This is a genomic window from Metabacillus sp. SLBN-84 (assembly GCF_053629595.1).
In genome coordinates this window covers 3,208,789-3,233,491 of sequence record NZ_JBRJIP010000001.1, presented here as the reverse complement: position 1 = coordinate 3,233,491, position 24,703 = coordinate 3,208,789, and the positions used below count along the sequence as shown (strand labels likewise).

Genomic DNA, 24,703 nt, shown 5'->3' with positions numbered 1-24,703 from the left:
TTTTTTATAACATGAGCGTTCGGTACAAACAATTTCGCTTAATCCGGCAGCATGACCTTTGCTAATGGGGAATTGTGATAAAATGGAAACAGCCGAGCTAATCAATTGAATGGGTGATAGACATGATTATAAAAATGGATATAACAGATAAAAAAACAGCTGAAGAAGTTTTAACGATTCAAATCCCTTCTTATAAAGTTGAGGCAAAATTAATTGGCTCTTATGACATACCTCCATTAAAAGATACAATTGATACCCTGCAGCGATGCGGAGAATGCTTCTATGGCTATTTTTCAGAAAATAAGCTATGCGGGGCACTAGCTATGAAAATAGAAAATGAAGAAATGGATATCCATCGTTTGATTGTAGACCCTGACTACTTTCGAAAAGGAATTGCCCAGAGCCTGCTGCATTATGCTGAAAGACAGGAAGGGATAAAAAGAATCAGCGTTTCAACTGGTTCAAAAAATACGCCGGCAGTAAGATTTTACGAAAAGAATGGATTTCAGAAAGTGAAAGAAGTCATTGTAAATGAACAGATCTCCTTAACGTTTTTTGAAAAGAATGTATAAATGAATAACTGCAGAGGGGGAAGAACATGCAGCAGCAAGCTGTTAGTTGGAACAAGATAGACTCGTCTGGGACAGAGCATTTCAGTTTGGCTCGCGAAGGCGGGCTTTTTCGCGGATATGGAAAAGTTACTTATGAAGAGGGAAATGTCCTTTTTCATGTCAATTATGCTGTAGAACTGGACTCAAATTGGCGGACAAGGAACGTGAAAATAGCGGCTTCCGGCGCAGGAGAACTCGAGATCCTTTCAGACGGTGAAGGACGCTGGTTTCGGCCTGATAGAAAGGAAATAGGGGAGTTAAACGGTGCAATCGATGTAGATCTTTCCGTCACACCTTTTACTAATTCTCTCCCGATTAACCGGAATGAGTGGGAGCCTGGCCAGAAAAGGAATTTTGAAATGGTCTATGTGGATGTTCCCCAATTGCGCTTATTTAAAGTATCACAAACGTACACGTTTCTTGAACAGATAGACAGTACGAGAACATTTGCCTATCAGTGCCGGGATTTTGAGTCTTTGATTTATGTAGACACTGATGGTTTTGTACTTGAATATCCGGATTTATTTATACGCAAGTCAGACATCCCAGCAGGAGAGTTTGATAGAATAAGATAAAAACCCGCATAGAAAGGACCAACAATGAGCGCATTTCATGATGAAGTAACCGTTGAAGCCCCAATTGAAGAAGCATTTGCATTCGCAGCAAATCCGGAGAATGCTCTGCAGTTCATGGAAAACGTGATAAAAGTTGAAAAGCTGACAGACGGGCCTGCTGCAAAAGGAACACAGTACAGGGAAACGCGGGAAATAAGAGGAAGACGGGCATCTGCTGTTATTGAATTTACAGAATACGTACCCAGTGCAAAATTTTCCGTAAAAAGTGAAATGAACGGAATGGAAACCGAGTATCACTACACATTTACCAAGGCGGGAAATCAGACTGTCATCCGCTTTGTGTGCGAAATCACTGCAAAGACGTTCAAAATGAAACTGATCAAGCCTGTCTTTGCGAAAATCATGAAAAAAGAAGACGGCGATCATTTGAAACATCTGAAAAAAGCGATAGAAGCACAAAAGCAAAGCGAATAGTCAGCCCCTTTATAATCATAAACCCTGGTACCCCGCATATACTTTCTTGTAAAGCATTTAAACCGGGAGGGAAGCCTGTTGAAAAAACATCAATCTGTGAAAAATCCCCCGCTGCTGTATATTGTTCAGCCGGAATTTGAGCCAGTGCTAACGTCCATGCAGAAAACCTATGTGATGAGAAAAAATCCGCCGGCCGAAGCGGCTGCTCCTGTGCCTGCAGAGCCTGCAGCGAATGAGGCAGCAAAAAAAGATGCGCCGGTTCAAAAAGAGCAAAAACTCTCAAAGCCCCTGCATTCCTTCAATGACTTATCAAACGAGGAAAAACTGCAGCTGCTTCTTCATTTGCCGGAACGCTTATCGGGACTAAACTGCAGCATCTCCACCAATAAGCAGACCTATATAGGCAAGGTAACAGATTTTAAAGATAACTGCGCAACAATAAACGGTGAAAAAGTAAAGCTTGAAGACATTCAGTCTATTACGCTGAAAGGCTTATAAAAGTGTCCTGCCGGGACGCTTTTTTTATTGCAAAAAAGAGCGCCGTTTCCGGCGCCCTTTGCCATGCTATTGTCCTGACTTGATCATGGAATTCAAATGTGCTTCCTTAATTCTTTCGTACTCAAATGCCTGAGCAAGTTCTTCCGGCAGCATATCTGTTTTTCTGACAAACTTTTCCCGGGCAATGTCGTACATTTCATACGGGAAAAGCATGTCGATATACATAACCTCTTTCTGTTCGTCAGTCAGCGGGTTGACGCTTTCATATGCATTCATCATCAGCTGAAATCTCGCTTCATCCCACTCGCCTGTTGTATCGAGGAGAGGGATAATCATTTTGCGCAAGTCGCGGATCGGCAGGTCATATGAGACTGTATCAAGGTCAATTACCCATATTTTACCATCATTTCCGAGCACCGTATTGCCTGCCCCGTAATCCTGGTGGCACAGAGTAGGGTTAGCGGACTGCTGTTCAATCCACGGAACATACTTGGAGTTCATCAGACGGTCAAGCGTTTCCCGTCCCTGCTGGATAAAGTAATCAATCTCCTGAAGATACAGCTGGGAAAAAGGATTGTCTGGAGTGCTTTGTGCGATGAGCTTCCATGACTCAAGCTGCTGGCACCTTTTAATGTAATGGTTCGGCCAGCGTCCGAGCTTCTTAAAGACAGGGATCCCTTCAGGCGGATGATAGCCTTCTGACCAAAGATGAAATTCAGCAAGACCCTTCATGACCACTTCAAGGTCCGGATCAACGGCTAAATCAAATACTCCGCCTTCAATCCAGTCATACAAAACAAACAAAAACGGCCCCTGTTTAGTAAAAAGCACATCGTTTTTGTTTCGTATAATGCCGGGAACCCTTCCGCCTTTTTCTGCTAAGTAGTTTTGAGCATTGATGGAAAAAAGAGCTTTTTTCTCCGGGCGGTGAATTCTCTTAAGACAGACGGGTCCATTTGGAGTATGAATTTTCCATACGAGGGCCATTTGGCCGCCTTGAATAACTTCTATCCGGTCGACAGACACGTCCCAGCTTGTGATAATATATTCAGCGAGTTTAACAAGCTTTGCTTCCTCTTCAGGAGACATCACATACACGTCTTCTTCTTCTTTTTCTTCCTTGTTCTCCGCTTTTATTTTCTTGGGTTCCATTACGGTTTTACTTTTAGCCGCCTCAAGCGGAAAAGCGTTTTTTTTCTTTTTTTCTTTTTTTTGCTTTGGTTTTTCCTCTGCTGCAGGGGAGACGTTCTCTGCAGTCATGCTGCTCTTTTGCATAGATTCCTTCTGAACTTCCGCCTTTGGTACATCTTCTTCTGACTCTGGAGAAAACTGCAGCATGGCGTTCTTTCTGGATTTGCTTTTTCCTTTGTTTTTCTGTCCTTTTCTTTTTCTCTCGGTCATCAGCTGCTCTTCCTCAACACCAGGTTCCGCCTTTTCTTCTGGAGTTACCGTCCGCTGCGGAGTGTTTTTACGGTCAATGAGTGAAAAAACATTGACCGTTCCCTCTGAAGACTTCGAGAATCTTGTGTTTTTGTTTTCCTCCAATATGGTCACCATCCCATCCTTTTATTTCATAGACTATGAAACAAAGCCGGTTTTTGTCATGGGGTAAATGCCGGCGTTTTATTGATGAGCTGTCCTTTTTTAAAAATGATTCAGCTTAATAGGGATTCCGCCTTTTTTAAAATAGTTCCACAGAGAAAGGCACACAGCCTCCTGTGTTTCCGTATTTTAGGATAAGGGCTTACTAGATGAATGGAGGTAACGTATGAAGATTGCATTAATCGCAACAGAAAAACTTCCTGTTCCCGCGATAAAAGGGGGAGCGATACAGATTTATCTGGATGCCATTGCTCCTCTTATTGCTCAAAGGCATGACGTGACTATACTTTCCATTACTCATCAGGATCTTCCTGATCAGGAAACACGGAACGGGGTTCAATACATCCGATTTGCTGAAGGCGAGTATTTATCTTCGCTTGGCGCGCACTTGAAAAATGTGAAGTATGATGTGATTCACTTATGCAACAGGCCGGCGTGGGTACCTGTTTTGCAGGCAGCAGCACCAAACGCGCGCTGGATCTTAAGCGTACACAACGAGATGTTCGCTGTTGAAAAAATGTCTGATGAAGAAGGAAAAGCTTGTATTGCAGCTGTGTCGCAGATTGTGACGGTAAGCGACTATATCGGACGAACGATTACAGACCGTTTTCCACAGGCAAAAGGCAAGGTGAAAACCGTTTACTCCGGAGTGGATTTAAAGACTTATTTTCCGGACTGGACGACTGAAGGGCGCAGGCTGAAAGAAAAAGTCCGCTCTGAGCTGAATTTGAAAAACCAGAAAGTGATTTTGTTTGTAGGAAGGCTGAGCAAGGTAAAAGGCCCTCATATTCTTCTGCAGGCCATGCCTGAAATCTTAAAGAAGCATCCGGACACAGTGATGGTCTTTATCGGATCAAAATGGTTCGGGGATAATGAAGTAAATAACTATGTAAGGCATTTGTATACGCTTGGCGCCATGTATCCTGAAAATGTTCAGTTTATTCAGTTTGTGCAGCCGAAAAACATTCCGACTCTTTACGCCATGTCCGATATTTTTGTCTGCTCTTCGCAGTGGCAGGAGCCGCTTGCACGTGTCCACTATGAAGCAATGGCATGTGGTTTGCCGATTATTACGAGCAACCGCGGAGGAAATCCTGAAGTGATCGATGAGGGCAGAAACGGCAATGTTATTAAGGATTTTGAAAATCCCGATGCTTACGCACAAGCCATTATTTCTCTTCTGGACAGTCAGGGCAAGCGGAATGACATGGGGAAATACGGCCGTTCAAAAGTGGAGCGGGATTTCAGCTGGAGCAATGTATCAGGCAATTTGCTCAGTGTATATGAGAATAGAAGATAGAGAGGGGGAAGCATTTTGGATACAGAAGTCAATCAGCATGAACTGCAAATGAACATTATGAATTTATACCCGTTTGAGGTGCAGTCGATCACCCTGCTGACAAATAAAAGCGGAAGAACAACGTGGAAGGTTGAAACCGCCCAGGGTGTAAAAATTTTAAAACGCGTTGTGATGAAGCCTGCAAGAATGCTGCTTATTGCAGAAGCACATGAACATCTGCAGGAAAAAGGACTGCCGATCGCCCGAATTCACCGGACCAGAGCGGGTGCCATTTGTGTTGGCGCCGGAAAATCCGCCTATGTCCTTTATGACCTGCAGCAGGGGAAAGAAGTACTTTACTATGATAAAGCGCAGATGCTTAACATTATGGAGTTTATTGGAACGTTCCACCATACGTCACAAGGATATATGCCGGATGAGATGAGCAAAAAGAGAAGCAGACTAGGCAAATGGCATAAGCTTTTCAGATGGAAGCTTCAGGAGCTTGAAGGCAATAAAATGCTGGCTCTTAAATCCGACCAGGAAAATAATCTGCCGGCGCCTGCTGTAATTGATCCGGATGCAGAACAGACATGGCTTCAGGATCCTTTTTCAAAAATGGTTATTGAAACAATCGATGACATGATTCTGCGGGGAAAACAGGCACTCGAGGAACTTGATGCAGGTCAGTACGATCAATGGACGCTTGAATGCATCGAATCAAGAATGTTCTGCCAGCAGGATTTTACGCTTGCCAGGTTCATTGAAACAGAAGACGGCCTTTCGATGAAAGAACTGCACTCGATTACATCTGATCTGCCGTCAAGAGATCTGAGAGTCATCTTAAATAAAATGATGAAAAAGATGTCAGTCTGGGATTCAGAACTTGTCATTGAACTTTTGAGAACCTATGACAGCATTCATCCTTTGACGAAAGATCAGTACAAAGTGCTGTGGACCGATTTGAAGTTCCCTCATCTCTATTGTTCTATTGTCCATAAATATTTTCTTGGACAAAAGACTTCATGGTCGGATGAAAAATATATCTGGGCCCTGCAGAACATCGTTTCTGTTGAACAGTCCAAACAGGCATTTCTATCTAACTTTGAAGAATTCTATTCTAAGATAAAGGCGTAGGGAGGGTGATACAATGAGTACAAATGAATTTCAGGAGATTCCTAAAGTCGAGCTTGTAAACTTCTCTTTTTCTCCTCCCGGGCCGATGGGATGGAGTGCTGCAGAGTATGAAACGATGCTCGAAGATCCGGAAACGTTTCTTTCGCAGAATAAGTACCGCAAAGCAGAGCCGCCAACGGGAGACGTTGAACTGATCGAACTTCCCATAAAGACGAGAAAGCCGCAGGAAGCATACGTCTTGGCACGTTCAGAAACGGACCTGGCCGCAGCAGCCGTTCAGGAAGAAACACCGGAAGCAGAAGCAGCCGTTCCTATAGCAGCTATGCAGAAAGAAACACCGGAAGCAGAAACAGCCGTTCCTATAGCAGCTATTCAGAAAGAAATGCCGGAAGCAGAAACAGCCGTTCCTATAGCAGCTATTCAGAAAGAAATGCCGGAAGCAGAAACAGCCGTTCCTATAGCAGCTATTCAGAAAGAAACGCCGGAAGCAGAAGCAGCCGTTCCTATAGCAGCTATTCAGAAAGAAACACAGGAAGCAGTAGCAGACATCATTTCAATGTCAGATACTGTTTTACAAGATCAAATAGAAAAAGTTCAGAACACAATCAATACCTCCATGAGTCTAATTGAGATGTTCAGCGCGCTCAATAAGAAGGAGCATTTCAGCAGCGAAAGTGAATCAGATGATAAGCAGGAGTCACGGTTCAGATCGAAGAGAAAATCAAAACACCGCAGCTCAACGAGAAAAAATAGAGTGTTATTTATGTAAGAAGAACGATTTCAAAAAAAGCACATCATCATGGTGTGCTTTTTTTCTTAGTTGTGTTCATGTCCTGGTGGAAAAGCAGTTGAAAATGGATGCAAAAAAAAACGGCTCTCAGCCGAATTTCTGCGCGTTCACATAGATGGTTTCAAGTTTTGCCGCAGTATGCTGAAACGTAAAGTTCTTCGCAGCATACTGCCTTCCGTTTTTCCCTAAAGAAACGGCGCCGGTGCTGTCAGCAAGCAGCTGCGAGATGGCTTCAGCAAAGGCATTTGTCTGGTCGTATTCTTGGATGATGAGGCCGTTCACATGATGATTGATCACTTCCGCATTGCCTCCGCGGTCGGTTGTAATGATCGGAAGGCCTGCTGCCATGGCTTCGTAATGAATCCGGGCAAGCGGTTCATGCCACTGGGAGCTGCAGACGAGAAGGTCACCCATGAGCAGGATGTTAGGAATGTCTTCGGATGGAATGTATTTTGTAAACAGTACATGATTGCCTAATTTAGCTGCTTCATCGTACAGGAACTGAACATAGTCGTTGATGCCGTCTTCGCTGAACCACTTGCCTCCAACGATGACAAGAACGGAATCGGGGTGTTCCCGGATCACTTGCTTCATCGCTCTGATCAGCAGGTGAGGACCTTTCGTTCTGCTCAGCCTGCCAATGAAGAGAATGGCTTTTTTTCCGTTCAGTCCGTATTTCTCGCGCCAGAGAGCTCGTTTTTGTTCTCCTTCCGCTGATTCCCTTGGCAAAAAGGAAGAGAAATCAACGCCTGAATAAACCACGTGTGATTTAGCCTCTGCATCCGGATAGCGGAAAGTGACCGTCCTCTTGATATATTCGCTGACTGTCGTAATGGCGTCGCACATGCTCAATGCCTCAAGCGCCTGCTCCCGCTTCAATTTTCTTGTGGAAAACATGTCGTTGTGAAGGCTGACAAACAGCTTGCTTTTCGGAGAAGCTTGTTTGTATCGCCACAGTTCGCCCGGCCGATTGAAGACGTGAATATGAGAAAAGAATTTGCCTTCGATATCGTTGGCTGTTTGTTCGTGAAAGGCTGGTCTTGGAAACCGGATATACTGTATTCCGTTATGTTCATTTGAATCAGGCAGCAGAGGATCTGTAATGGAGTAGACCGTAACGTCGTGATTCCTGCTGAAATAAGGGAGAATGCCATCGAGCATAAGCTGGATGGCACCCCCTTTTACAGCAGGGGACGGCAGTTTTTCTGTGCAGATAAAGGCGATCTTCATAGCGGATCCCCATGCAGGATGCGTTTCATATAGTCATATTCTTTTCGCAGCCCCTCTTTCAGTGGCACATCCGGGGAATAGCCGAGCACATTTTTTGCAAGAGCAATATCTGCATGGGTGTGTTTCGGTTCGCCGATTGCCGCATCCAGGAAATGAATATCTGCTTTCCGGCCTGTAATCAGCTCTATCTCTCTGATCAGGTCAATCACAGATGCCCTTTCTTTTCCCCCGATATTAAAGATCTTGCCAATTGTATGATCAGCATGCATCACAGCAGCCGTTCCTTTTACACAATCATCTATATAAGTGAAATCCCTCGTTTGAGAACCGTCCCCAAACAGAGTAAGCGGCTGATCTGTCATGATTTGCTTAAAAAAGCGGTGAAAGGCCATATCAGGTCTTTGCCGCGGACCGTAGACGGTAAAATACCTGAGAATCACAGCAGGAACTCCAAAATTGTTTTTGTAGACAGAGCACAGGTGCTCACCCGCAAGCTTTGTGACGCCATAGGGGGAAAGCGGATCAGGCATTGCGTCCTCAGAGACCTTTCCATGTTTGTATCCGTAAATGGAGGAGGTAGAGGCGTAGATGAATTTTTTAAGTGATGTATCTTTTGCCGCTTCCAGCAGTTTTTGCGTTGCCAGAATATTATTTTCTGCATAAGGATTAAAATCTTTTCCCCAGCTTGAACGAACCCCGGGGATTCCGGCCAGATGATAGACTACATCCGCTTTTTCTATTAGCTTTTTGCAGTCAATTTCCATGATTGATTTTCTAATGAGCTGAAACCGGGGATGGGTTAAAAGGCTGTGCAGATTTATGTGTTTTAAAGGTTCCGGCACAGGTCCGATCATGCAATCAATGCCGGTAACGGTATTTGCCTCATTTTCCAGCAGTTTTTCGCATAAATGAGATCCGATAAAGCCTGCACAGCCGGTTACAAGAATGTTCATAGGCGCCCAACTCCTTCGTAGGTAAGTCCTGCTGCGCGTATCACTTCCGGCACAAGGCAATTTCTCGCATCCAGAAGCGTCTCGCCTTTCATGAGCTGTTTAACCCGCTGCCAGTCAAGATTCTTGATCTCCTGCCAGTCCGTTGCAAGAATCACGATGTCTGCTCCTGTAACCGCATCGTACGGATCACTGGTCTGTTTCACGCCGCTCAAGTGTTCAGGAAGAGCTGCTTTCGGATCATAAGCAGATACTTCACACCCCGCTTTATTCAGGGCATGAATCAGTGCTGCAGCGGGAGATTCGCGGATATCATCTGTTTCAGGTTTAAAGGCAATACCTAAAACTGCGGTCTTCACAGCCGGGAATGCCGGAAAAAGTGATTTCAGTTTTTCAATATATATTGTCAGCTGGCTTGCATTTACTGATTGAACAGCATCAAGAATAAGCGGTTCCAGGCCGCTGCTTTTAGCTGTGTAGCTTAATGACTGAAGATCTTTCGGAAAACACGAACCTCCGTAGCCGATTCCAGCCTGCAAAAAAGCAGGTCCAATCCGGTTGTCAAGGCCGATTCCCCTCGCCACATGCGTAATATCCGCTCCATATTTTTCGCATACTCTTGAGATTTCATTGATAAAGCTGATTTTTGCGGCAAGAAAGGCATTGGATGCGTATTTGATCAGTTCAGCCCCTTCATAGTTCGTGACTACATCAGGAGCATCAATTCCTGCGTACAGCTGTTTCAGCAGCTGCAGGACCCGCTCATTTTCCTCAAATAGTCCATAGACCATTCTGTCGGGGAAAAGCATATCCTTCAGGGCAGATCCTTCTCTTAAAAATTCGGGATTAGAAACAATGTCAAGAAGATCAGGGCCGTAGCCTTTTTCTCTGAGTGAGTTCAGAACAGCCCGGTTCGTTCCCGGTGGAACAGTACTTTTAATGAGGATTAATTTATAGGCTGCAATGTTTGCAGCAGCATCTGCCAGCGCTTTATAAAGAAAGCTTAAATTTGAGCTGCCATCTGGAAGGGAAGGTGTTCCGACTGCCAGAACGATTATGTCGGCCTGGTTTATACCTGAAGCGAGATCATCAGAAAAACGGAGCCTGTTTTTATTTTCTTCAATCAGATCCTGAAGTCCAGGTTCATAAATGGGTATCCTTCCGGCCTGCAGCATGGTGACTTTCTTTTTATCCTGGTCGATGCATGATACCCGGTGGCCAAGACTTGAAAGAACGGCTGCCGTTGTCAGGCCCACATAGCCTGCACCAATCACGCACACATTCATAGTAGAAACCCCTTTCTAAAAACCTTCTCCCATAACCTATTATGAAACATGCATAAAACGTTACTGAATCAGGATAAAAACTTGTGAATGGGTGCTTTTTCTCTGGACAATATGCACCAAAGTCCATAGATGAATAGGCTGACAGCATAAAAGATGAGTGAAGAGGCACAGCTGTGCACTTAAGAGGAGGAGTGAAACGTTCCAGATGGAAACGATCGCGCACTATCTTATGGAAGATGTGAAGGTCAATCAGCGGTTTATCTACAATCAGATGGTCTATCAGGGAAAATACCGGTCAATTGTCATCGGGCCTTTTCAGAGAAAGGAAGATACCGAGTTTCCAATGGACCATTTCTATAATCTGAATGAAATTTCAGATTTGGCGACTTTTTTCAAGGAACAGGAAGTAGCCGCCATCCATGCACATCACGGAAAGCATGCAGTGGATGTGTTTCCGCTTGCCATGCAGCAGCAGCTTCCTTTTATTATCAGCATTCGGGGATCAGACGGATCTTCTCAAAGTGAGGTGTTATATAATAAGAACTTTTCTCGTTACCGGACGATGGTTGCTTACAGCAGCCTGTTTGTTCCTGTATGCGAATACCTTGGAAACGAGCTTCTGAAGCTTGGGGTGCCAAAGGGTAAGATGAATGTGCTTTACGGAGGAATCGATTTGGATGTGTTCCCGTTTCAAAAACGGATTCCGCCTGAGGACGGCGAATTTGTCATGATATCGGTCGGAAGGCTAGTCCAAAAAAAGGGCCATGAAACACTGATTCGTGCTTTTAAAAAAGCCCATGACCTATTTCCGAAGATAAAGCTAAAAATTATTGGCGGCGGGAAAGAACGGCTGAACCTTGAAGCGCTGATAAGAGAATTGAATCTGGAAGAGGCGGTTACGCTTCCCGGGAAAATGAGCCTGTATGACATTGCGGAAGAGTTGAAAAAAGCCCATCTATTTTGTCTGCCGAGCGAAGTGGCTCCAAACGGTGACGTTGAAGGAATACCTAATGCTCTTAAAGAGGCAATGGCAATCGGGCTCCCGGTCATTTCTACCAGACATGCAGGAATACCCGAACTGATTGCGCATCTGAAGACGGGGTATCTAATTGAGGAAAGAAATGTGCAGCAGCTTGCAGACGGAATGCTTTCCTTTCTGCGGTCAAGTGATGCATGGGCAGAGTATACACATGCAGCAAGAGCGGTCATTGAGGAGAAATTCGATTTAAGGAAGCAGCTGATCAGACAGCACGAAATGTATGAGCGGTTTTTGAAGATGAGCAAATGAAAACGCAGACCGGAGGCTGCGTTTATTTGCGTTTTCATTTAATCAGCTCCGGTTTGCCCCAATCACTAAATCTGGAAGGTCAGAGATATCCCTGCGTGTTAAAAAAGCCGTCAGCAATTCTTTTTCCCGTTCTGTCACTTCCCAATTTTCAGGTATGGCGTGAATGATTTCAGCTATTTTCTGTTTGTTCATCTGCATAATTTTTTCTGCAAATTCATGCAGCGGATCAGCATCAGGGAGCAGAGAACTGGCCCATTTGTAAACAGGCATATCAACCCGGTAGACAGGCGGATCCTGAAAGAGTCTGCACATCCCAGCTGTACATGCCGGGAAAACACCTGCCATGATCAATCATCCAAAAGAAAACGCTATTATCCTTCTTTTCTTCAAAAAGAATATTCGTGCGGCTTCTGTCGTTGTTATTCAGCCACTGATCAAAAATAAGCATGCCGGCAAGGTCATTTGCGTTTAGCACATTTAAGGACGCTTGGGGCTGATGAAGATCCAGATAGGATTTCGCCCGATTCAAATAAGGAATGGCGAGATGTGTTCCCGCCCGGTACGTTCCCCGGCTGCTTTCGGGGATTTCCTGAAGTGATTTTTGAGGCATATCTACTGCAGCAACGGGCAAGACGGGAAGCCCGAGAATCTCCCCGAGCTTTGCCGCAAGCCATTCATTCACAACTTCCCTTTTCCGATATTCCCGCACTTTGTAAAATTTCACAACATACATACCATCATCAGTGAACTGAAACAGATGAGCATAATTTCCTTCAAGTGTCTTTACGTATTTGACAGGCTGAACCCCCTGGTGAGACATATCCCATCCCCCTTAAGCGATTACTCGTCTTCGCTTCCGACCGTTTCATCTCCGAGAGGCATTTCAATGCCGGTGATTTCATCCAGATCAAAAGAAACGCTTTCTCCTCCATTTTTATAAAAGCGGTCAATTAAGAAAGAGGCTGTGCCGGATTGTTCATCAAAAGATTCAAAGGCTGCCTCATAATAGACTTTTTCTCCGGCGTGGACATTCACTTCGTCGCCTGCTGCAAGTTTTGCAAGCTTCATAGAAATATCATCCTGACTTTCATTGTTGAAAAACAATACTTTTCTCATAATATCCTCCTCAAACGTCCATTTACTAAACAGTATATGTAGGTAAGCACCGGAAAGTATGGATATTTGACCAGTAAACAGATAACTTCGGCATAAACACTAAAGCAGCTCATAAAATGTAACATCATTCGCTTGAAGAAAAGGAGACATCTATGATAGCATGGATCGATTTTCTATTATTGTTTCTTGCGGGCTTCAGGCTTACAAGATTGCTTGTATACGATAAAATAACGGCCTTCATCAGACGTCCTTTTCACAGGGAAGCAGAAGAAACGCTTCCCGATGGCAGTACGGTTGCCTATATTGAAATAAAGGGAACGGGCCTTCAGAAGTGGATCGGTGAATTGCTCAGCTGCTACTGGTGCACCGGCATATGGACATCGGCCTTCCTGTACGGAATCTATGTTTACATGCCTGATCTTGCCTCACCGCTCATTTTGATTCTTGCAATTGCCGGGTGTGCAGCGATTGTTGAATCCATTATTGAAAAACTGATTTTTTAATAGAATCCGGAAAGGAGTCTTTTTAAGGAGGCTCTTTTTTGTTTTGTTGTTTGCCGCTTCTGTATAAAAAATGCCGGCGGATTCCCGGCCGGCTATTGTATGCTTATTTTATTCAGTGAAGGAATTCCATTTGGGAGCTCTTTTGCATAAACAAATCCGTTTACCGCTGCCGCGCGTTCAGGAGGGAAAGGGAAGGAAATTTCAAAACTTGAAAAGACGAGCGTCTGGCCGGGCTCAACCAGATTTTCTTTTAGGGGTTTCAGCCAGTATTGGCCGTCTGTCCGCACGCGTTCCCGCCAATTTTCATGAACATGCCTCCAGAGAGGTCCGGGTGCGTCATCAAATAGGTTCGTGTCCTCCATCTTACGCTGAAGAATGATTTTTCCGCTTAGTGAACCGTAGGAAACAGGCGTAATCTGCAAGCAGATGACCGGCTGCTGAAGGGGCTGATTTCCGATGTTTTTTATCACAAAATCCCCGAAAACAGTCAATGGCTCATCGTCATCTTTTGGCAGGAGAACGGAAGCCTGAAAGTGGGCGGATGCCCCGATGACCGGCTCAATGACAGCGGGTTTTGCCTGTTCTTCCTGCATGAGCAGTTTTTTCCGGAGATCAGCTGCCCGTTTTTTTTCTTCCTCAAGCGAAACCTCAAGCGTCAGAACTTTTTTTTCCAGCCTGAACACTTCTTTTTCAAACTGATCAGTATGAGTGTGAAGAGCCTCATTCAGCTTTTCCTGTAGATACTGGTTGCGGATCAGCTCTTTTTTCACTTGATTGTCTGCCTCGTTCACAAGCTGCTGCATACGGCTCAGTTCAGAACGGTAGTGGAGGATTTGCTGCTGCAGCTGCAGCGTGCGTTCACCTGCATTTTGGCTATCCTGCTTTTTCATGGCGTGAAACTCCTTTCTGAACTTCCTACTGCATATGTATGAAGAAAAGGAGCAAATCAAACCAAAAAAAATAAGAGGCTGTTTAAGAACAGCCATCTTATGTTTTTAGTGCACTGGGAAAATATCAGGGCATTGCGGCGGGAATTTGTCTTTCATGTCACATACATTGATTGCTTCTGTCAGCTCTTCGCGAGGCTTGCAGATTTTAGCTTCTACTTCAAGTTTCACATCAGCTTCCATTTGTACGTCTAAGCAGAATGTAATGGATACATCAAGCTGAGAGAATACGTCTGTGCAGACTAATGTTGCGTCACATTCGAAGTAGTTTACGTGACATTCAAGCTCAGTTCCTTCTGGAGCGCAAAGGATGAATGTTTGAGCAGTTGCAAACGGAATCGCTTTTGATTCACAGATGACATCGTCATTTGCGTCAAGAAGCTCAACTGTTACAAACCCTTTTACAAGAACTTTTACTTTTTGCAGCGTTACTTCATCACCATTTGGAAGGTTTACTGTTACATCTGTGCGTTTGTCATATGGTGAAATTTCCATGCAAAGGAATGATTTGCTGTCGTCGCCTGTTTCGATGCGGTGTCCGTCTTTATCGCTTAGGAAGCAGTTCACTGTAACGTCCTTAGAACGTCCCTTTTTCTTAAGAAATTTACAGATGTCGTCTGTCTTGCCATCGCAGTCAAACAAATTATCTAGATCGCAGTCATTTACACTGATTAGCGGCAGGTCCACTGGACGTGTAACCCAGTCATACACTTTGCGTGTTTTGATGCATACTTTTTCTTTTTCTTTTCTGGAATGACTCACTGTTGTTTTCCTCCTATCTTAATTTCTCCCGTCCATTTTAATGAACAGATACATTAGGTGTCGGGACTAATGTATAGTATGTTTTTTCCCAATTTGTGTGCCGTGATAAGAGCGGAAATTTAGGTGAATGTCAGTTTCCTGCATAATTCGCCTGCTGGCTGAATTTCATATTAGTAAGGGAATAATTCAATATATGGATGGGGGAGAGGAATGTGACAAATCAGCAGACGGAAAACATCAAAGCCCTTAAAGCAAGAATTACTTATTTGCAGAGAGAGCTTTCCCATACAAGGGCACAGCTGCTTGACTATGAAGATGACGGTTCTTATCAGGAGCTTCTTAAAGAAAATAAAGAATTGAAGGAAAAGGTATCTCTGCTAGAAGGAGAAAACCTTGTTCTATTTGAACTTTTAAAGAAAAACAAGAACTCCGAAGAAGAATATGATGCAGTCCATGCGGATAAATACTATGATTCCTGGTTTATCAGCAATCTGAAAAACCAGGCGGCAATAGACAATAAAAAGACAGAAGAATAGGCTTCAAGCAAGATTGGTACTTTCGCTGAAGTCAAAGCCCTTTCTTCTGACATAATGTAGAAATAGGAACAGCAAAGGGAGGATCAGCATGATTTATAAAAAAAGCTCAAAAGCGCCAAAAGTAAACAGTGCCGTGTACCATGGCTCTTCCCAATACAGTCAGCAGCAATTAAGCGGCGGCAAAAAAGCAGGCTGCGGCTGCGGCAAGAAAAAAATTGTTGTAAAAGATTAATGGAAACAAATAAACGTCCCCTGATGCTCTCAGGGGGCTTTTATTTTGTCTATGATCTCTTGCGAACAGTGTATAGTCGGCGGGAATAGGCTGGGGGTAGAGGTGAAGGAAATGAGCAAGCTGAGCGGTGAATTTGAAAAGTTTATGGATAATCTGTACGGCCGTCATGATGACATCCAGAAAAAACACTCACAATGGATGGGACAAAAGGAAAAGGATCTTGGTTCCCTCGAGCGAACGGCTGATTCATTTGAGAAGCGGATGGAACAGATGGCAATCGATGCAGAAAGATGGATGTCAGATCAGGAAAAACGCCCTAAATAGTAAATTTCCGCATATTGCCTGATGAATATGTCCAGCCATTCAAAGCTGTCTGACATATGATGTATAGACGAAAGGCAGAGGGAGGTGGCTAAGATATGGGTTACGGATATTATGGCGGCTGTGGTTACGGCGGCGGTTACGGCGGTGGCGGCTACTACGGTTCAACATTTGTACTGATCGTAGTATTGTTCATCCTATTGATCATCGTAGGTGCTTCTTTCTACAACTAATTGAACAGCTTTAACTGAGCAGAAGGTACGGGCGAGAGTCCGTACTTTCCTCTTTTTACTGATTAAAACGATTATCAAAAAAGATAGGCACACACAAGAATCAGTTTCATAGGATATATCATCATAAAGGAGGCAGCAAAAATGGATAATCACTTCTTTAAAAACCTTGAAAAGAAAACAGGTGTAAACATGAAGGAAGTTCTTGATCTTGCCAATTCCCTTCAAAACGCCAACTTCAAAGATGAAAATACAGTTCGAGGCGTCATCCGCCGTGTATCCCAAATTGCCAACAAGCCGGTTAATAAAGAAATGGAAGACAAAATTGTAAACAGCATCGTAAACGGCAAAGAAAAACTTGATTTCGGCACAATCTCAAAAATGATCAATAAGAAATAGCGAAAAGACCTCTCGCGTGAGAGGTCTTTTTGCGTATTTAAGGAGTAATCAGCCCTCTGATAAACCTTGAAGGTATCGCTCTGCGCCCTCTTCTGTACTGGGGCACGGAAACGGCAAGAGACGTCCTCGCTCGTGTTATCGCTACATACATGAGCCTGCGTTCTTCTTCAATCGGCTTTTCATCCCCTTTTCGGAAGGCATCAAGGGCAAAGTCATGAGGCAGTCCGCCGTCAACGGCGCCTAAAATATAGACATGCTCATACTCAAGCCCCTTTGCACGGTGCACTGTCATAAGCTGAACCGCATGGGAATCCCGTTTTTGCCGCCACTCTTTTGACTTTGCGGTCATATGATCTGCATGTTCAAGAAGCTCTGCAATCGTCTCGAACTTCCCGGCAAGCACTCTGACATCCTTCAGGTCATCTGAGCCCTTTTCAATGGCGTTGCCTTCATTTCCGCGTTTTTTCAGGAAATCAGAAAAGCCCATTTCCTTTTCAATGACATCTATGGCAGCTGCCGGCCGCATCAGACGGAGCTTTTTAAACAGCGGAACAATTTTCTTGATTTTTGCTTTTTGAAACGGCTGCAGGGACTCAAGCTTGGCGAGGGCTTCTACAAAGGTGCAGTCATGTGTAATGGAAAAGGCTTTTAAGTCATTTAACGCGCTTTGTTTAATAAACAGCGCACTCATGACGTGAACGATCGCTGCCGAATCGTCGGGATTCAGTCCAAGCCGCAAATAGGCAAGGAGAGATTTGACCATTCTTCTTTCATAAAAAGACAGTCCCTCCTGTTCGATCGTAAACGGGATGCTTGACTGCGCAAGCCGTTCAAAAATGGCCCGTCCCGACGTGTGGGTCCGGTAAAGAACGGCAAACTCACCGGGCTTTGCCCCGCTTTCAAGCTTTTCCTTCATATCATTCACAACAAGCGTTGCCTCTTCTTCTTCATCAAATGGAAAGAAAAACAGGGGAGGTGTGTCGTTTTGATATTGTGCGTTCATCGCTTTTTGATGCCGCTGCTTATTTTTGGAGATAACGGAATTCGCGCTTGCGACGATCTCATGGCTTGAACGGTAATTCTCAGCCAGTGTCACGATTTTCGCCCCCGTAAAATCATGCTTGAAATTCAGAATGAAGGAGGGATCGCTTCCTCTGAACGCATAGATCGACTGATCATCATCCCCGACAACACAAAGCTGCTTTGTATGGGAAGAAAGCATCTTTAAAAGCTCATATTGCACAGGGTTAATATCCTGAAACTCATCGACGAGAAAATACTCAAACCTTGCCTGGTAAGCCTTAAGGATCTCCGGATTTTCTGAAAGAAGCTCATAGCATTTGATAAGCATGTCATCAAAATCGAATTGTCCCTGGGCACTTTTCATTTCTTCATAGTTTTTATAAAGGGTCAGCACCTGTTCTTCAAATTCGTCAGCAGGCTTGATTTCGCCTGCTGTCAGGTAGGTGTTTTTCCAGTAGCTGATCTGCTGGAGCGCCTGGTCATAAGGGAATTCCTTCTCATTGAGTCCTAATTCTCTGCCCGCCGTTTTAATGTACTGTTCTTTCTGCCAGTCCCATTTAATCAGATGCTGTCCATTCCATCTTTCTGGATCGTTGTGCATCAGAATCTTGTAAAAAATGCTGTGAAACGTTCCGCAAACGAGTCTTCCGGAACCATTTACGGCATGTTCGCTCAGCCGGTGCTTCATTTCCTGCGCAGCTTTGGACGTAAATGTGACGAGCATGATTGAGCCTGGGTCAATGCCCTGCTTTTCCATCATGTATAAAGCCCGTGTTGTCAGAACTCTTGTTTTGCCGCTGCCTGCCCCCGCAAGGACAAGAAGCGGTCCTTCTATAGTTGTTACAGCTTCAAGCTGGGTATCGTCCAGGCGTATTTCAAGGATGCTGTTTGCCGCTGATTTTTCTTTGATCTGAAGCGGTCTGTCCATCTTTGCAAGCTGATAAGATTTCCAGCCGGTTTCTTTTTTATCACTGTTCTCTGAAATGGACCTTCCAGCAGGCAGTCTGAAGCCGTTCATTTCCTTATAAACCGCCTCTTTGGATGCTGCTGACTCCTGAACCGCCTGACTGTACTGCTCGCACTGTTCGTGAACGGAATAATCCGCGTGAATAAAAGCGGGATCCTGTTTGATGCTCATGTGCATTTTCAGCGGCTGGCCGCAGCATGCACAATGTAGTTTTCCGTGCAGGCTTGCTTCATATATCTGCTGATAGCGTTCTCTTGCAAGGTACGGGAGCTGAATGTATTCATCTTTATATTTTCCGCAAATCAATGAAAGTCCCCCCGATTCATTTATGTAAACATCTATTCTCATTTTAAAGTCACAAACCTTATCTTATCAAAAGGAGAGAAAACAAAAAAGGGGCAGGATAATTCGTTTTAAAGGACGAATGTATGGGAATAGTCTCTTAAAAGGGGTGATGATGATGAGTTTTGCAGTACCGCCAGTCCCTGAGCAGTATGTGCAGTATGCAAACCGCATGGTTAAACATCAGCAGGATTATGCAAAAGTACCGGGTGCAGCACGCATCAGTCTTTCCCTGTATTCAAGAGAAGAGTTAAAAGAAAAAGCCCGGCCGGAGGAAAAACGGACGGACCAAAAGGCTGTAAGCAAGGTGACCGGAAAGGGACTGCTTTTCAGCGAATCCATTTAAAGAGAAGGAAAGAAGTTGAACGCGATGAAATTCATGCAGCTCAGCGAAACATGCTACTACTTTGAATCGCCGGTAAATATCGGGTATATAAAAAGCGGAGAGAGCGGTATGCTGATTGATGCCGGCCTAGACCGGCAAGCTGCAAAAAAGGTGATCAGCCACCTTGAAAAAAATGCGCTGCCGATGACGCATCTCTTTATCACACATGCCCACGCCGATCATTACGGGGGAGCCTCATACATACAGGAACAATTGACTGTTCATACGTTTGCATCAAAAGAGGAAGCTGCGATCCTGCGGAATCCCGTTTTAGAACCGATTTATTTATTCCATGGCGCGATGCCGCTGCCTGAGCTGCGGAATAAATTTCTTGAAGGCCCGCCTATTGTCGTCGATGAAGAGGTGACAGAAGGGACTTTCCGGTTTGGGGACCGGTCATTTGAATGCATCGCTCTTCCTGGACACAGCCTCATGCAGATGGGCATTCTTTCGGATGGCATTCTTTATGCTGCAGACTCCTATTTTGGAGCAGAACAGCTCAAAAAGCACAAAATTCCGTACATCATTGATGCGGAGGATACGCTGCATTCCCTGCACAGGCTTTTGGAACTGGATGCTGCAGGTGCTGTTCCGGGGCATGGAACCTTTGAGGAATCGTTTCAAGATACGGTAAAAGTGAATATTTCCTATCATTTAAATGTTCTTGAATCACTTGTAAAAAAATTGACCCCATCAGGTATACCTTTTGATGAGGTCATTCAAAGCATGTGCGAAGAATATGATGTGGCTGCTGAAAAACTGTCTTCGTGGCTTTTATACCGCACGGCCATTACAGCGTATTTGACAAAACTGATGAAAGAAGAGAAAGCAGAACTCGAAATCAGGGATGCAAAGCTATTTGTGAGAAGCAAAAATTAGGAAGTCGGTTTGAATTTCTGGAGAAAAAGGCCGTCGCCTTCCAGCCACTCGGCATACAGAACTTCCCTGTATGCGGTAATGCTGCGGGCTGCAAGTTCTTTTTTCAGCCATTCCTCTGAAAAGCCGGCTTCATGGACATTATCAAGCAGCACCTCACCGTCAATGATCATCGTGAAGGGGAGAACTGCGCGTTCTACAGGCAGATTAAAATCACTCTTTGTAGGGGATTCAAACTGCTGCTTTTTCATAAGATTGATTGTCCCGTCCGTTTCCAGTACCGCATAAGCCACTTCTCTTATTGAAAATGCACCTCTTGCACGAAGCAAATGCTGAAGCTGGTTGATATCAAGCTTGCTCTTCTTAAGGGCTTCACGGTTAATTTCACCCTTGTGAATAACAATAGTAGGCCTTCCTTCAAGAAACGCCCTCGTTTTTTTCCACTTTTGCGTGATGATCTCAAGCAGATAGATAAGAACTCCCCACACCCCAATGGCAAACAGAATTTTCAGGATGCCAGTGTCATCATCAAAAACCGCATTTCCCACAAGCTCTCCAAGCACTAAGGCGGAGATAAAATCAAACGTTGTAATTTGGGTGATCTGCGTCTTTCCAAGCATTCGGGTCAAAAAAAACAGACCAAAAAACCCAATAACCAGATCCATGCCAGTATGTACAAATTCCATAGGATTAAAATGCAACAGATCCACGACTTCACCCGATTCCAATAGGAGATGCCATTAGCATGCGCATTTTTGGGGATATTCATGATTTTGTTTTGGGTGAATGGGGAGCTTGTGGGGTGCCATATAACCCTTTGGAATATCCGGTCTGACTGGAAAGGTCATAAACGGGAAAGAAATAACCCTTCAGCGCATCCGGTCCGGTGTGAGAAGTCATAAAGGGAGCAGGAATGACCTTTCAGCGCATCCGGTACAGTGTGAGAGGTTATAAATGGAGCACAAATGACCTTTCAGCGCATCCGGTACAGTGTGAGAGGTTATAAAGGGAGCAGGAATGACCTTTCAGCGCATCCGGTACAGTGTGAGAGGTTATAAAGGGAGCAGGAATGACCTTTCAGCGCATCCGGTACAGTGTGAGAGGTCATAAAGGGAGCAGGAATGACCTTTCAGCGCATCCGGTACAGTGTGAGAGGTTATAAATGGAGCAGAAATGCCCTTTCAGCGCATCCGGTCCGGCCTGAGAGGTCATAAAGGAAGAAAATATGCCCCTCAGCGCATTTGGTACCCGTAAACCGCACAAAAATAAAAAAGCAGCACACAGCTGCTTTTTTATCTGATCATTTTATTTCTTTCATCATCGTCACGTGAGGAATTCCCGCATCCAGGAAGGTTTCTTTGGAGATTGTGCGGTATCCGAGTCTTTCGTAAAACGCCTCTGCATGTGTCTGGGCGTTGAGTTTTAATGTCTGCATGTCCTTTGCAGCGGCAATTTCTTCAAGCTTTTCCATAATCATTTTGCCGGCGCCTTTTGAACGGTATTCAGGGAGCACGCAGATCCGCTCCATTTTGCCGACGCCGTTTAATATTCTGAAACGGCCTGCTCCAACGGGCTGATCGCCGTCGTATAGAACAACGTGGGAAGCTTCCCGTTCAAACTGGTCAATTTCTTCTTCTTCAGGGACTTGCTGCTCTTCTACAAATACTTTTGTCCGGACGTCATATGCATCCTGAAGCTCTTCATCCGATTTTACAATGCGTACGTTCACTTAGAGGCCTTCCTTTCCAAGGAGAAATGTTTCAAAAACCGTCCATGATCCATTTTCCAGCTGATAGAGAAGGTGGAAACGGTCAACTGTTTCTTCGTGCTGAAAATCAGTCATCTTCAGACTGCCAAGCACGTCCGAATGTTCATCATCCGAAAGTTTCTGCCCGATTGTGATGTGAGGGACAAATGCATATTCCGGCTCAACATCAGAAAAATACTCATCATGAAGCGCATCATACAGGCTTAAGATCTGCTCTGTCGGTTCTACTTTTAAATAAATAACGTTGTTTACTGGAGAAAAGGAACTGAACTTTCGGATTGACAGAGTCACAGGCTGATGGTTCTGCGCAATCTGGCGCAGTTCTCTAGAAATATCGCGGATTCGCTCGTCTGTTGCTTCAAATGGCTGCTTCAGCGTCAAATGCGGCGGAATCAGTGCGTAATTCGGATCGTAGCGCTTTCTGTACGAATTGGCTGCATCCTGCAGTTTTTTTGATGGAAAAATGGCTATGCCGTATTTCATTTTAGTTCCCTCCCATGTATGAATATGTAAGTAAAGTATATCAAAATCAGCGGCCGAAGCCTATTAAAGCAGCTAAAACATGGACTGCAGTATTTTTTTAATGGCCGGTTGCCAGTAAGTCCATTTGTGATCGCCTTCGAATTCTTCATACTGAACCGGAATGCCTCTGTCTGTCATGACCTGATGCAGAGCTCTGTTCGGCTCAAGGAAATCCTGTACAGCGCCGTCTGTGGTCTTCACCTCTGTCTCGTTCACACCAATCTGGTGATACACTGACAGCAATTCAGGCGAGGAGCATTCCTTCACCATTTTGAGTACGGAATCATCCGAGTATGGTGACTGCATGATAACTTTTCCGAATGTGTGCGGATAGGTCAAAGCCGTCATAAAAGATACTGTGCCTGCAAGGGAATCACCAATGAGCGCACGTCCCGCACCCATTTGATAAGTTGGAAATTCCCGGTCTAAAAATGGGACGAGCTCATGTGCCAGAAAGCGGATGTAGGCCGCCTGCCGTCTGCCGTCAGGATGATATTTTTCCCTGCGGTCATGTACATCACGATAGGGAATGCCGACTATGATGACATTTTCCATTTTGCTGTCTGCGAGCAATTCCTCAGCCTGTCTCGAAATGCGCCCCAGTCTGAAATAATCCTGACCGTCCTGAGCGATCAGTAGGCTGTATTTATATAGAGGTGAATAATTTTTGGGCAAGTAAATGAGCAAGGTTATTTCTTCTTTTAATTCCTGCGAATACAGCAGCGTCTCCTGTACAATACCTGATTTGACTGTCATGTGTGATACCCCCAAAAGATGACGGACTAACATCCGAAAATAATGATTAAAACGCTTCCATCATTTTAACATGAACAGCGGGAAAATACCTGCATCTTGAGTCATTAGCTTACGGTTCGTCTCCTGATTTCACGGATAAATGACTCCGCCTCATCCGCATTAAGCAAAACGATCGTGACTTCTTTCTTAAAACCATACAGCAAATCCGCTGGAACAGGTTCTTTTAAACTGATTTTAACAGCGGGCTTCTCTTTCACGAGATCCTGGAGGCTTAAATCAAGAATCTGCCGCTCTTGTTCCTTCGGCCGTTTTTCGGGAAGATCATTCAGCCCTGCATCACTTATGAGCGCAAGCGGAATGCTGATTTTTCTTGAGATGCCTGCCTGCAGATACAGTGTGTCGTCTGACAGGTGATAAGGACACAATCGCACAGCCTGCATGTCTGCGAGAAGAAAAAGCACTCCATATAGATTTAGAATAAGCAATACCCACGATAGGACGGGGCTAAACGAGTGGAGAAAAAAATGTATCGCAGCCGTTTCCAGCACGATTGCATGAATCAGCATGAACGACAAAGCAACCGTGCTCGTTTTATGGTGGGCAGAAAAGAACGTTCCGCTCTGAACGGGCGCTTTTTTCTTCCATGAAAGAAGCGCGTAATAGAACAGGGAAGCTTCTGTTAAAAGGACGTCAGTCAATTTGTTCCGGGAAATATGATTGTAGGCAGCAGATTCTGCTTTCAGGTGAAAATAGGGAAGGCCGGCTGCTGACTGATAGTCTCTTCTAATGAGAGGAATCTTTCTTAATACAAGCACAAGAAGGAACAGCTCTGCAGCGATAAAGATTGATTCAAAAGCCAGAACGGCTGCAGGGAGAAGGGGCTGCGCTGCAAGCTGCTCTTCAGGCAGCACAAAATGGGCAAATAAATAGCCGGCTAAAACAACAGGTCCGATATAAGTCAGGGAATAGCGTTTTCTTAAAATGAAAAAGTAAGTTAAAAGGGGAATGACAACAAGTAGATCAAGAAGGGATCCGATCAGCGCACCATCAGGAACAGGCTGCACTATTGGAAGCCGGTATAGAGCCGCATTTGAAGCAAGAATCAGGACCACAAGAAACAGATACAATCCCCATTTAGGCCTAGTCAGTGTTTGGTTCATATCCATCGCCGCCTTTCTATATAGGATAAATATACCATATAATAGTGTAATAAATTGGAAGGGTGTGTGGATGAAATATGACAGATTTCAACGTGTCATATTTCCGGGGAGCAGCTCATACTCCTTAAAAGAAGACAA

Annotated in this window: 30 protein-coding genes and 1 pseudogene; 16 read left to right on the top strand and 15 right to left on the bottom strand. The window is 44.6% G+C overall.

Annotation, left to right across the window (positions count from 1 at the left end; translation table 11 throughout):
• Nucleotides 1–122: 122 nt before the first annotated feature.
• The 4 genes from RKD52_RS16525 to RKD52_RS16510 all read left to right on the top strand — a co-directional run bounded on the left by RKD52_RS16525 (nucleotide 123) and on the right by RKD52_RS16510 (nucleotide 2,158).
• Nucleotides 123–572 (top strand): GNAT family N-acetyltransferase, encoded by a 450-nt coding sequence (locus tag RKD52_RS16525; RefSeq protein WP_454100566.1) that lies wholly within the window; start codon nucleotides 123–125, stop codon nucleotides 570–572.
• A 26-nt stretch (nucleotides 573–598) separates the two neighbouring features.
• Entirely contained in the window at nucleotides 599–1,186 is a 588-nt protein-coding gene (locus RKD52_RS16520) for a putative glycolipid-binding domain-containing protein (protein ID WP_454100565.1), read from the top strand.
• A gap of 24 nt (nucleotides 1,187–1,210) precedes the next feature.
• The gene (locus RKD52_RS16515) at nucleotides 1,211–1,660 is read left to right on the top strand and encodes an SRPBCC family protein (RefSeq protein WP_454100564.1); all 450 of its coding nucleotides are present in this window, start codon (nucleotides 1,211–1,213) and stop codon (nucleotides 1,658–1,660) included.
• Between the two features lie 78 nt (nucleotides 1,661–1,738).
• On the top strand, nucleotides 1,739–2,158 hold the full coding sequence (locus tag RKD52_RS16510; protein WP_454100563.1) for a CotO family spore coat protein: 420 nt from the start codon (nucleotides 1,739–1,741) through the stop codon (nucleotides 2,156–2,158).
• Nucleotides 2,159–2,224: 66 nt separating this feature from the next.
• Here RKD52_RS16510 and RKD52_RS16505 read toward each other — a convergent pair whose 3' ends face one another.
• On the bottom strand, nucleotides 2,225–3,310 hold the full coding sequence (locus tag RKD52_RS16505) for a CotS family spore coat protein (RefSeq protein WP_454101254.1): 1,086 nt from the start codon (nucleotides 3,308–3,310) through the stop codon (nucleotides 2,225–2,227).
• A 616-nt stretch (nucleotides 3,311–3,926) separates the two neighbouring features.
• Between RKD52_RS16505 and RKD52_RS16500 the strand changes: the two genes are divergently transcribed.
• Genes RKD52_RS16500 through RKD52_RS16490 form a run of 3 tightly spaced genes read left to right on the top strand, consistent with a single transcriptional unit; the run spans nucleotide 3,927 to nucleotide 6,945 of the window.
• Nucleotides 3,927–5,060 (top strand): glycosyltransferase family 4 protein, encoded by a 1,134-nt coding sequence (locus RKD52_RS16500; RefSeq protein ID WP_454100562.1) that lies wholly within the window; start codon nucleotides 3,927–3,929, stop codon nucleotides 5,058–5,060.
• A 48-nt stretch (nucleotides 5,061–5,108) separates the two neighbouring features.
• Nucleotides 5,109–6,176, top strand: coding sequence for a CotS family spore coat protein (locus tag RKD52_RS16495; protein WP_454101253.1), 1,068 nt, complete (start codon nucleotides 5,109–5,111; stop codon nucleotides 6,174–6,176).
• A 13-nt stretch (nucleotides 6,177–6,189) separates the two neighbouring features.
• Nucleotides 6,190–6,945 (top strand): hypothetical protein, encoded by a 756-nt coding sequence (locus RKD52_RS16490; protein ID WP_454100561.1) that lies wholly within the window; start codon nucleotides 6,190–6,192, stop codon nucleotides 6,943–6,945.
• 108 nt (nucleotides 6,946–7,053) lie between these two features.
• On the opposite strand, the gene RKD52_RS16485 is transcribed toward RKD52_RS16490, so the two are convergent.
• The 3 genes and pseudogenes from RKD52_RS16485 to RKD52_RS16475 form a co-directional block, all read right to left on the bottom strand.
• Nucleotides 7,054–8,196: a glycosyltransferase family 4 protein gene (locus RKD52_RS16485; RefSeq protein WP_454100560.1), complete on the bottom strand. Its 1,143-nt coding sequence runs from the start codon at nucleotides 8,194–8,196 to the stop codon at nucleotides 7,054–7,056.
• On the bottom strand, nucleotides 8,193–9,149 hold the full coding sequence (locus tag RKD52_RS16480; RefSeq protein WP_454100559.1) for an NAD-dependent epimerase/dehydratase family protein: 957 nt from the start codon (nucleotides 9,147–9,149) through the stop codon (nucleotides 8,193–8,195). Before RKD52_RS16480 ends, RKD52_RS16485 begins: the two co-directional genes overlap by 4 nt.
• Nucleotides 9,146–10,435, bottom strand: a pseudogene (locus RKD52_RS16475) (UDP-glucose dehydrogenase family protein); the annotation flags it as partial. The gene RKD52_RS16480 and the pseudogene RKD52_RS16475, both read right to left, overlap by 4 nt.
• Before the next feature lie 202 nt (nucleotides 10,436–10,637).
• Here RKD52_RS16475 and RKD52_RS16470 point away from each other — a divergent pair.
• Nucleotides 10,638–11,720, top strand: coding sequence for a glycosyltransferase (locus RKD52_RS16470; RefSeq protein ID WP_454100558.1), 1,083 nt, complete (start codon nucleotides 10,638–10,640; stop codon nucleotides 11,718–11,720).
• Between the two features lie 42 nt (nucleotides 11,721–11,762).
• Here RKD52_RS16470 and RKD52_RS16465 read toward each other — a convergent pair whose 3' ends face one another.
• From RKD52_RS16465 to RKD52_RS16455, 3 genes are read right to left on the bottom strand one after another with little or no spacing between them, the layout of a single operon-like run.
• The gene (locus RKD52_RS16465; protein ID WP_454100557.1) at nucleotides 11,763–11,990 is read right to left on the bottom strand and encodes a hypothetical protein; all 228 of its coding nucleotides are present in this window, start codon (nucleotides 11,988–11,990) and stop codon (nucleotides 11,763–11,765) included.
• Between the two features lies 1 nt (nucleotide 11,991).
• Nucleotides 11,992–12,540 (bottom strand): HipA family kinase, encoded by a 549-nt coding sequence (locus RKD52_RS16460; protein WP_454100556.1) that lies wholly within the window; start codon nucleotides 12,538–12,540, stop codon nucleotides 11,992–11,994.
• Between the two features lie 20 nt (nucleotides 12,541–12,560).
• Nucleotides 12,561–12,836, bottom strand: a complete 276-nt coding sequence (locus tag RKD52_RS16455) for a hypothetical protein (RefSeq protein WP_454100555.1) — start codon at nucleotides 12,834–12,836, stop codon at nucleotides 12,561–12,563.
• Nucleotides 12,837–12,988: 152 nt separating this feature from the next.
• On the opposite strand from RKD52_RS16455, the gene RKD52_RS16450 reads away from it, so the two are divergent.
• Nucleotides 12,989–13,339, top strand: coding sequence for a DUF1360 domain-containing protein (locus RKD52_RS16450; RefSeq protein WP_454100554.1), 351 nt, complete (start codon nucleotides 12,989–12,991; stop codon nucleotides 13,337–13,339).
• Nucleotides 13,340–13,431: 92 nt separating this feature from the next.
• On the opposite strand, the gene RKD52_RS16445 is transcribed toward RKD52_RS16450, so the two are convergent.
• Together RKD52_RS16445 and RKD52_RS16440 are read right to left on the bottom strand one after the other, a co-directional pair.
• Complete coding sequence (locus RKD52_RS16445) at nucleotides 13,432–14,229, bottom strand: hypothetical protein (RefSeq protein ID WP_454100553.1); 798 nt, start codon at nucleotides 14,227–14,229, stop codon at nucleotides 13,432–13,434.
• 105 nt (nucleotides 14,230–14,334) lie between these two features.
• Nucleotides 14,335–15,048: a BMQ_0737 family morphogenetic spore coat protein gene (locus tag RKD52_RS16440; protein WP_454100552.1), complete on the bottom strand. Its 714-nt coding sequence runs from the start codon at nucleotides 15,046–15,048 to the stop codon at nucleotides 14,335–14,337.
• Between the two features lie 212 nt (nucleotides 15,049–15,260).
• On the opposite strand from RKD52_RS16440, the gene RKD52_RS16435 reads away from it, so the two are divergent.
• The 5 genes from RKD52_RS16435 to RKD52_RS16415 all read left to right on the top strand — a co-directional run bounded on the left by RKD52_RS16435 (nucleotide 15,261) and on the right by RKD52_RS16415 (nucleotide 16,766).
• A complete protein-coding gene (locus RKD52_RS16435) occupies nucleotides 15,261–15,584 on the top strand; it encodes a hypothetical protein (protein ID WP_454100551.1) in 324 nt (107 codons plus the stop codon).
• An 88-nt stretch (nucleotides 15,585–15,672) separates the two neighbouring features.
• On the top strand, nucleotides 15,673–15,816 hold the full coding sequence (locus RKD52_RS16430) for a hypothetical protein (protein WP_158001587.1): 144 nt from the start codon (nucleotides 15,673–15,675) through the stop codon (nucleotides 15,814–15,816).
• Nucleotides 15,817–15,861: 45 nt separating this feature from the next.
• Nucleotides 15,862–16,140, top strand: coding sequence for a hypothetical protein (locus tag RKD52_RS16425; RefSeq protein ID WP_454100550.1), 279 nt, complete (start codon nucleotides 15,862–15,864; stop codon nucleotides 16,138–16,140).
• Between the two features lie 95 nt (nucleotides 16,141–16,235).
• Nucleotides 16,236–16,370: a YjcZ family sporulation protein gene (locus RKD52_RS16420; protein WP_081414023.1), complete on the top strand. Its 135-nt coding sequence runs from the start codon at nucleotides 16,236–16,238 to the stop codon at nucleotides 16,368–16,370.
• 141 nt (nucleotides 16,371–16,511) lie between these two features.
• Nucleotides 16,512–16,766: a stage VI sporulation protein F gene (locus RKD52_RS16415; protein WP_029282521.1), complete on the top strand. Its 255-nt coding sequence runs from the start codon at nucleotides 16,512–16,514 to the stop codon at nucleotides 16,764–16,766.
• Between the two features lie 37 nt (nucleotides 16,767–16,803).
• On the opposite strand, the gene RKD52_RS16410 is transcribed toward RKD52_RS16415, so the two are convergent.
• Complete coding sequence (locus RKD52_RS16410) at nucleotides 16,804–19,062, bottom strand: ATP-dependent helicase (RefSeq protein ID WP_454100549.1); 2,259 nt, start codon at nucleotides 19,060–19,062, stop codon at nucleotides 16,804–16,806.
• 154 nt (nucleotides 19,063–19,216) lie between these two features.
• Here RKD52_RS16410 and RKD52_RS16405 point away from each other — a divergent pair, with 154 nt between their 5' ends.
• Nucleotides 19,217–19,444, top strand: a complete 228-nt coding sequence (locus tag RKD52_RS16405; protein ID WP_454100548.1) for a hypothetical protein — start codon at nucleotides 19,217–19,219, stop codon at nucleotides 19,442–19,444.
• Nucleotides 19,445–19,468: 24 nt separating this feature from the next.
• Entirely contained in the window at nucleotides 19,469–20,362 is an 894-nt protein-coding gene (locus tag RKD52_RS16400; protein ID WP_454101252.1) for an MBL fold metallo-hydrolase, read from the top strand.
• Here the strand turns inward: RKD52_RS16400 and RKD52_RS16395 are convergent.
• From RKD52_RS16395 to RKD52_RS16375, 5 genes are all read right to left on the bottom strand, one after another.
• A complete protein-coding gene (locus RKD52_RS16395) occupies nucleotides 20,359–21,045 on the bottom strand; it encodes a DUF421 domain-containing protein (protein WP_454101251.1) in 687 nt (228 codons plus the stop codon). The two genes, RKD52_RS16400 and RKD52_RS16395, sit on opposite strands and share 4 nt — an antisense overlap.
• Nucleotides 21,046–21,659: 614 nt before the next feature.
• Entirely contained in the window at nucleotides 21,660–22,088 is a 429-nt protein-coding gene (locus tag RKD52_RS16390; protein ID WP_369732271.1) for a GNAT family N-acetyltransferase, read from the bottom strand.
• Nucleotides 22,089–22,610 (bottom strand): YjcG family protein, encoded by a 522-nt coding sequence (locus tag RKD52_RS16385; RefSeq protein ID WP_029282509.1) that lies wholly within the window; start codon nucleotides 22,608–22,610, stop codon nucleotides 22,089–22,091.
• A gap of 72 nt (nucleotides 22,611–22,682) precedes the next feature.
• Nucleotides 22,683–23,405, bottom strand: a complete 723-nt coding sequence (locus tag RKD52_RS16380; RefSeq protein ID WP_454100547.1) for an alpha/beta hydrolase — start codon at nucleotides 23,403–23,405, stop codon at nucleotides 22,683–22,685.
• Between the two features lie 104 nt (nucleotides 23,406–23,509).
• Nucleotides 23,510–24,565 carry a hypothetical protein gene (locus RKD52_RS16375; protein ID WP_454100546.1) on the bottom strand — a complete coding sequence of 352 codons (1,056 nt, stop codon included), beginning with the start codon at nucleotides 24,563–24,565 and terminating at the stop codon, nucleotides 23,510–23,512.
• Nucleotides 24,566–24,703: the final 138 nt, after the last annotated feature.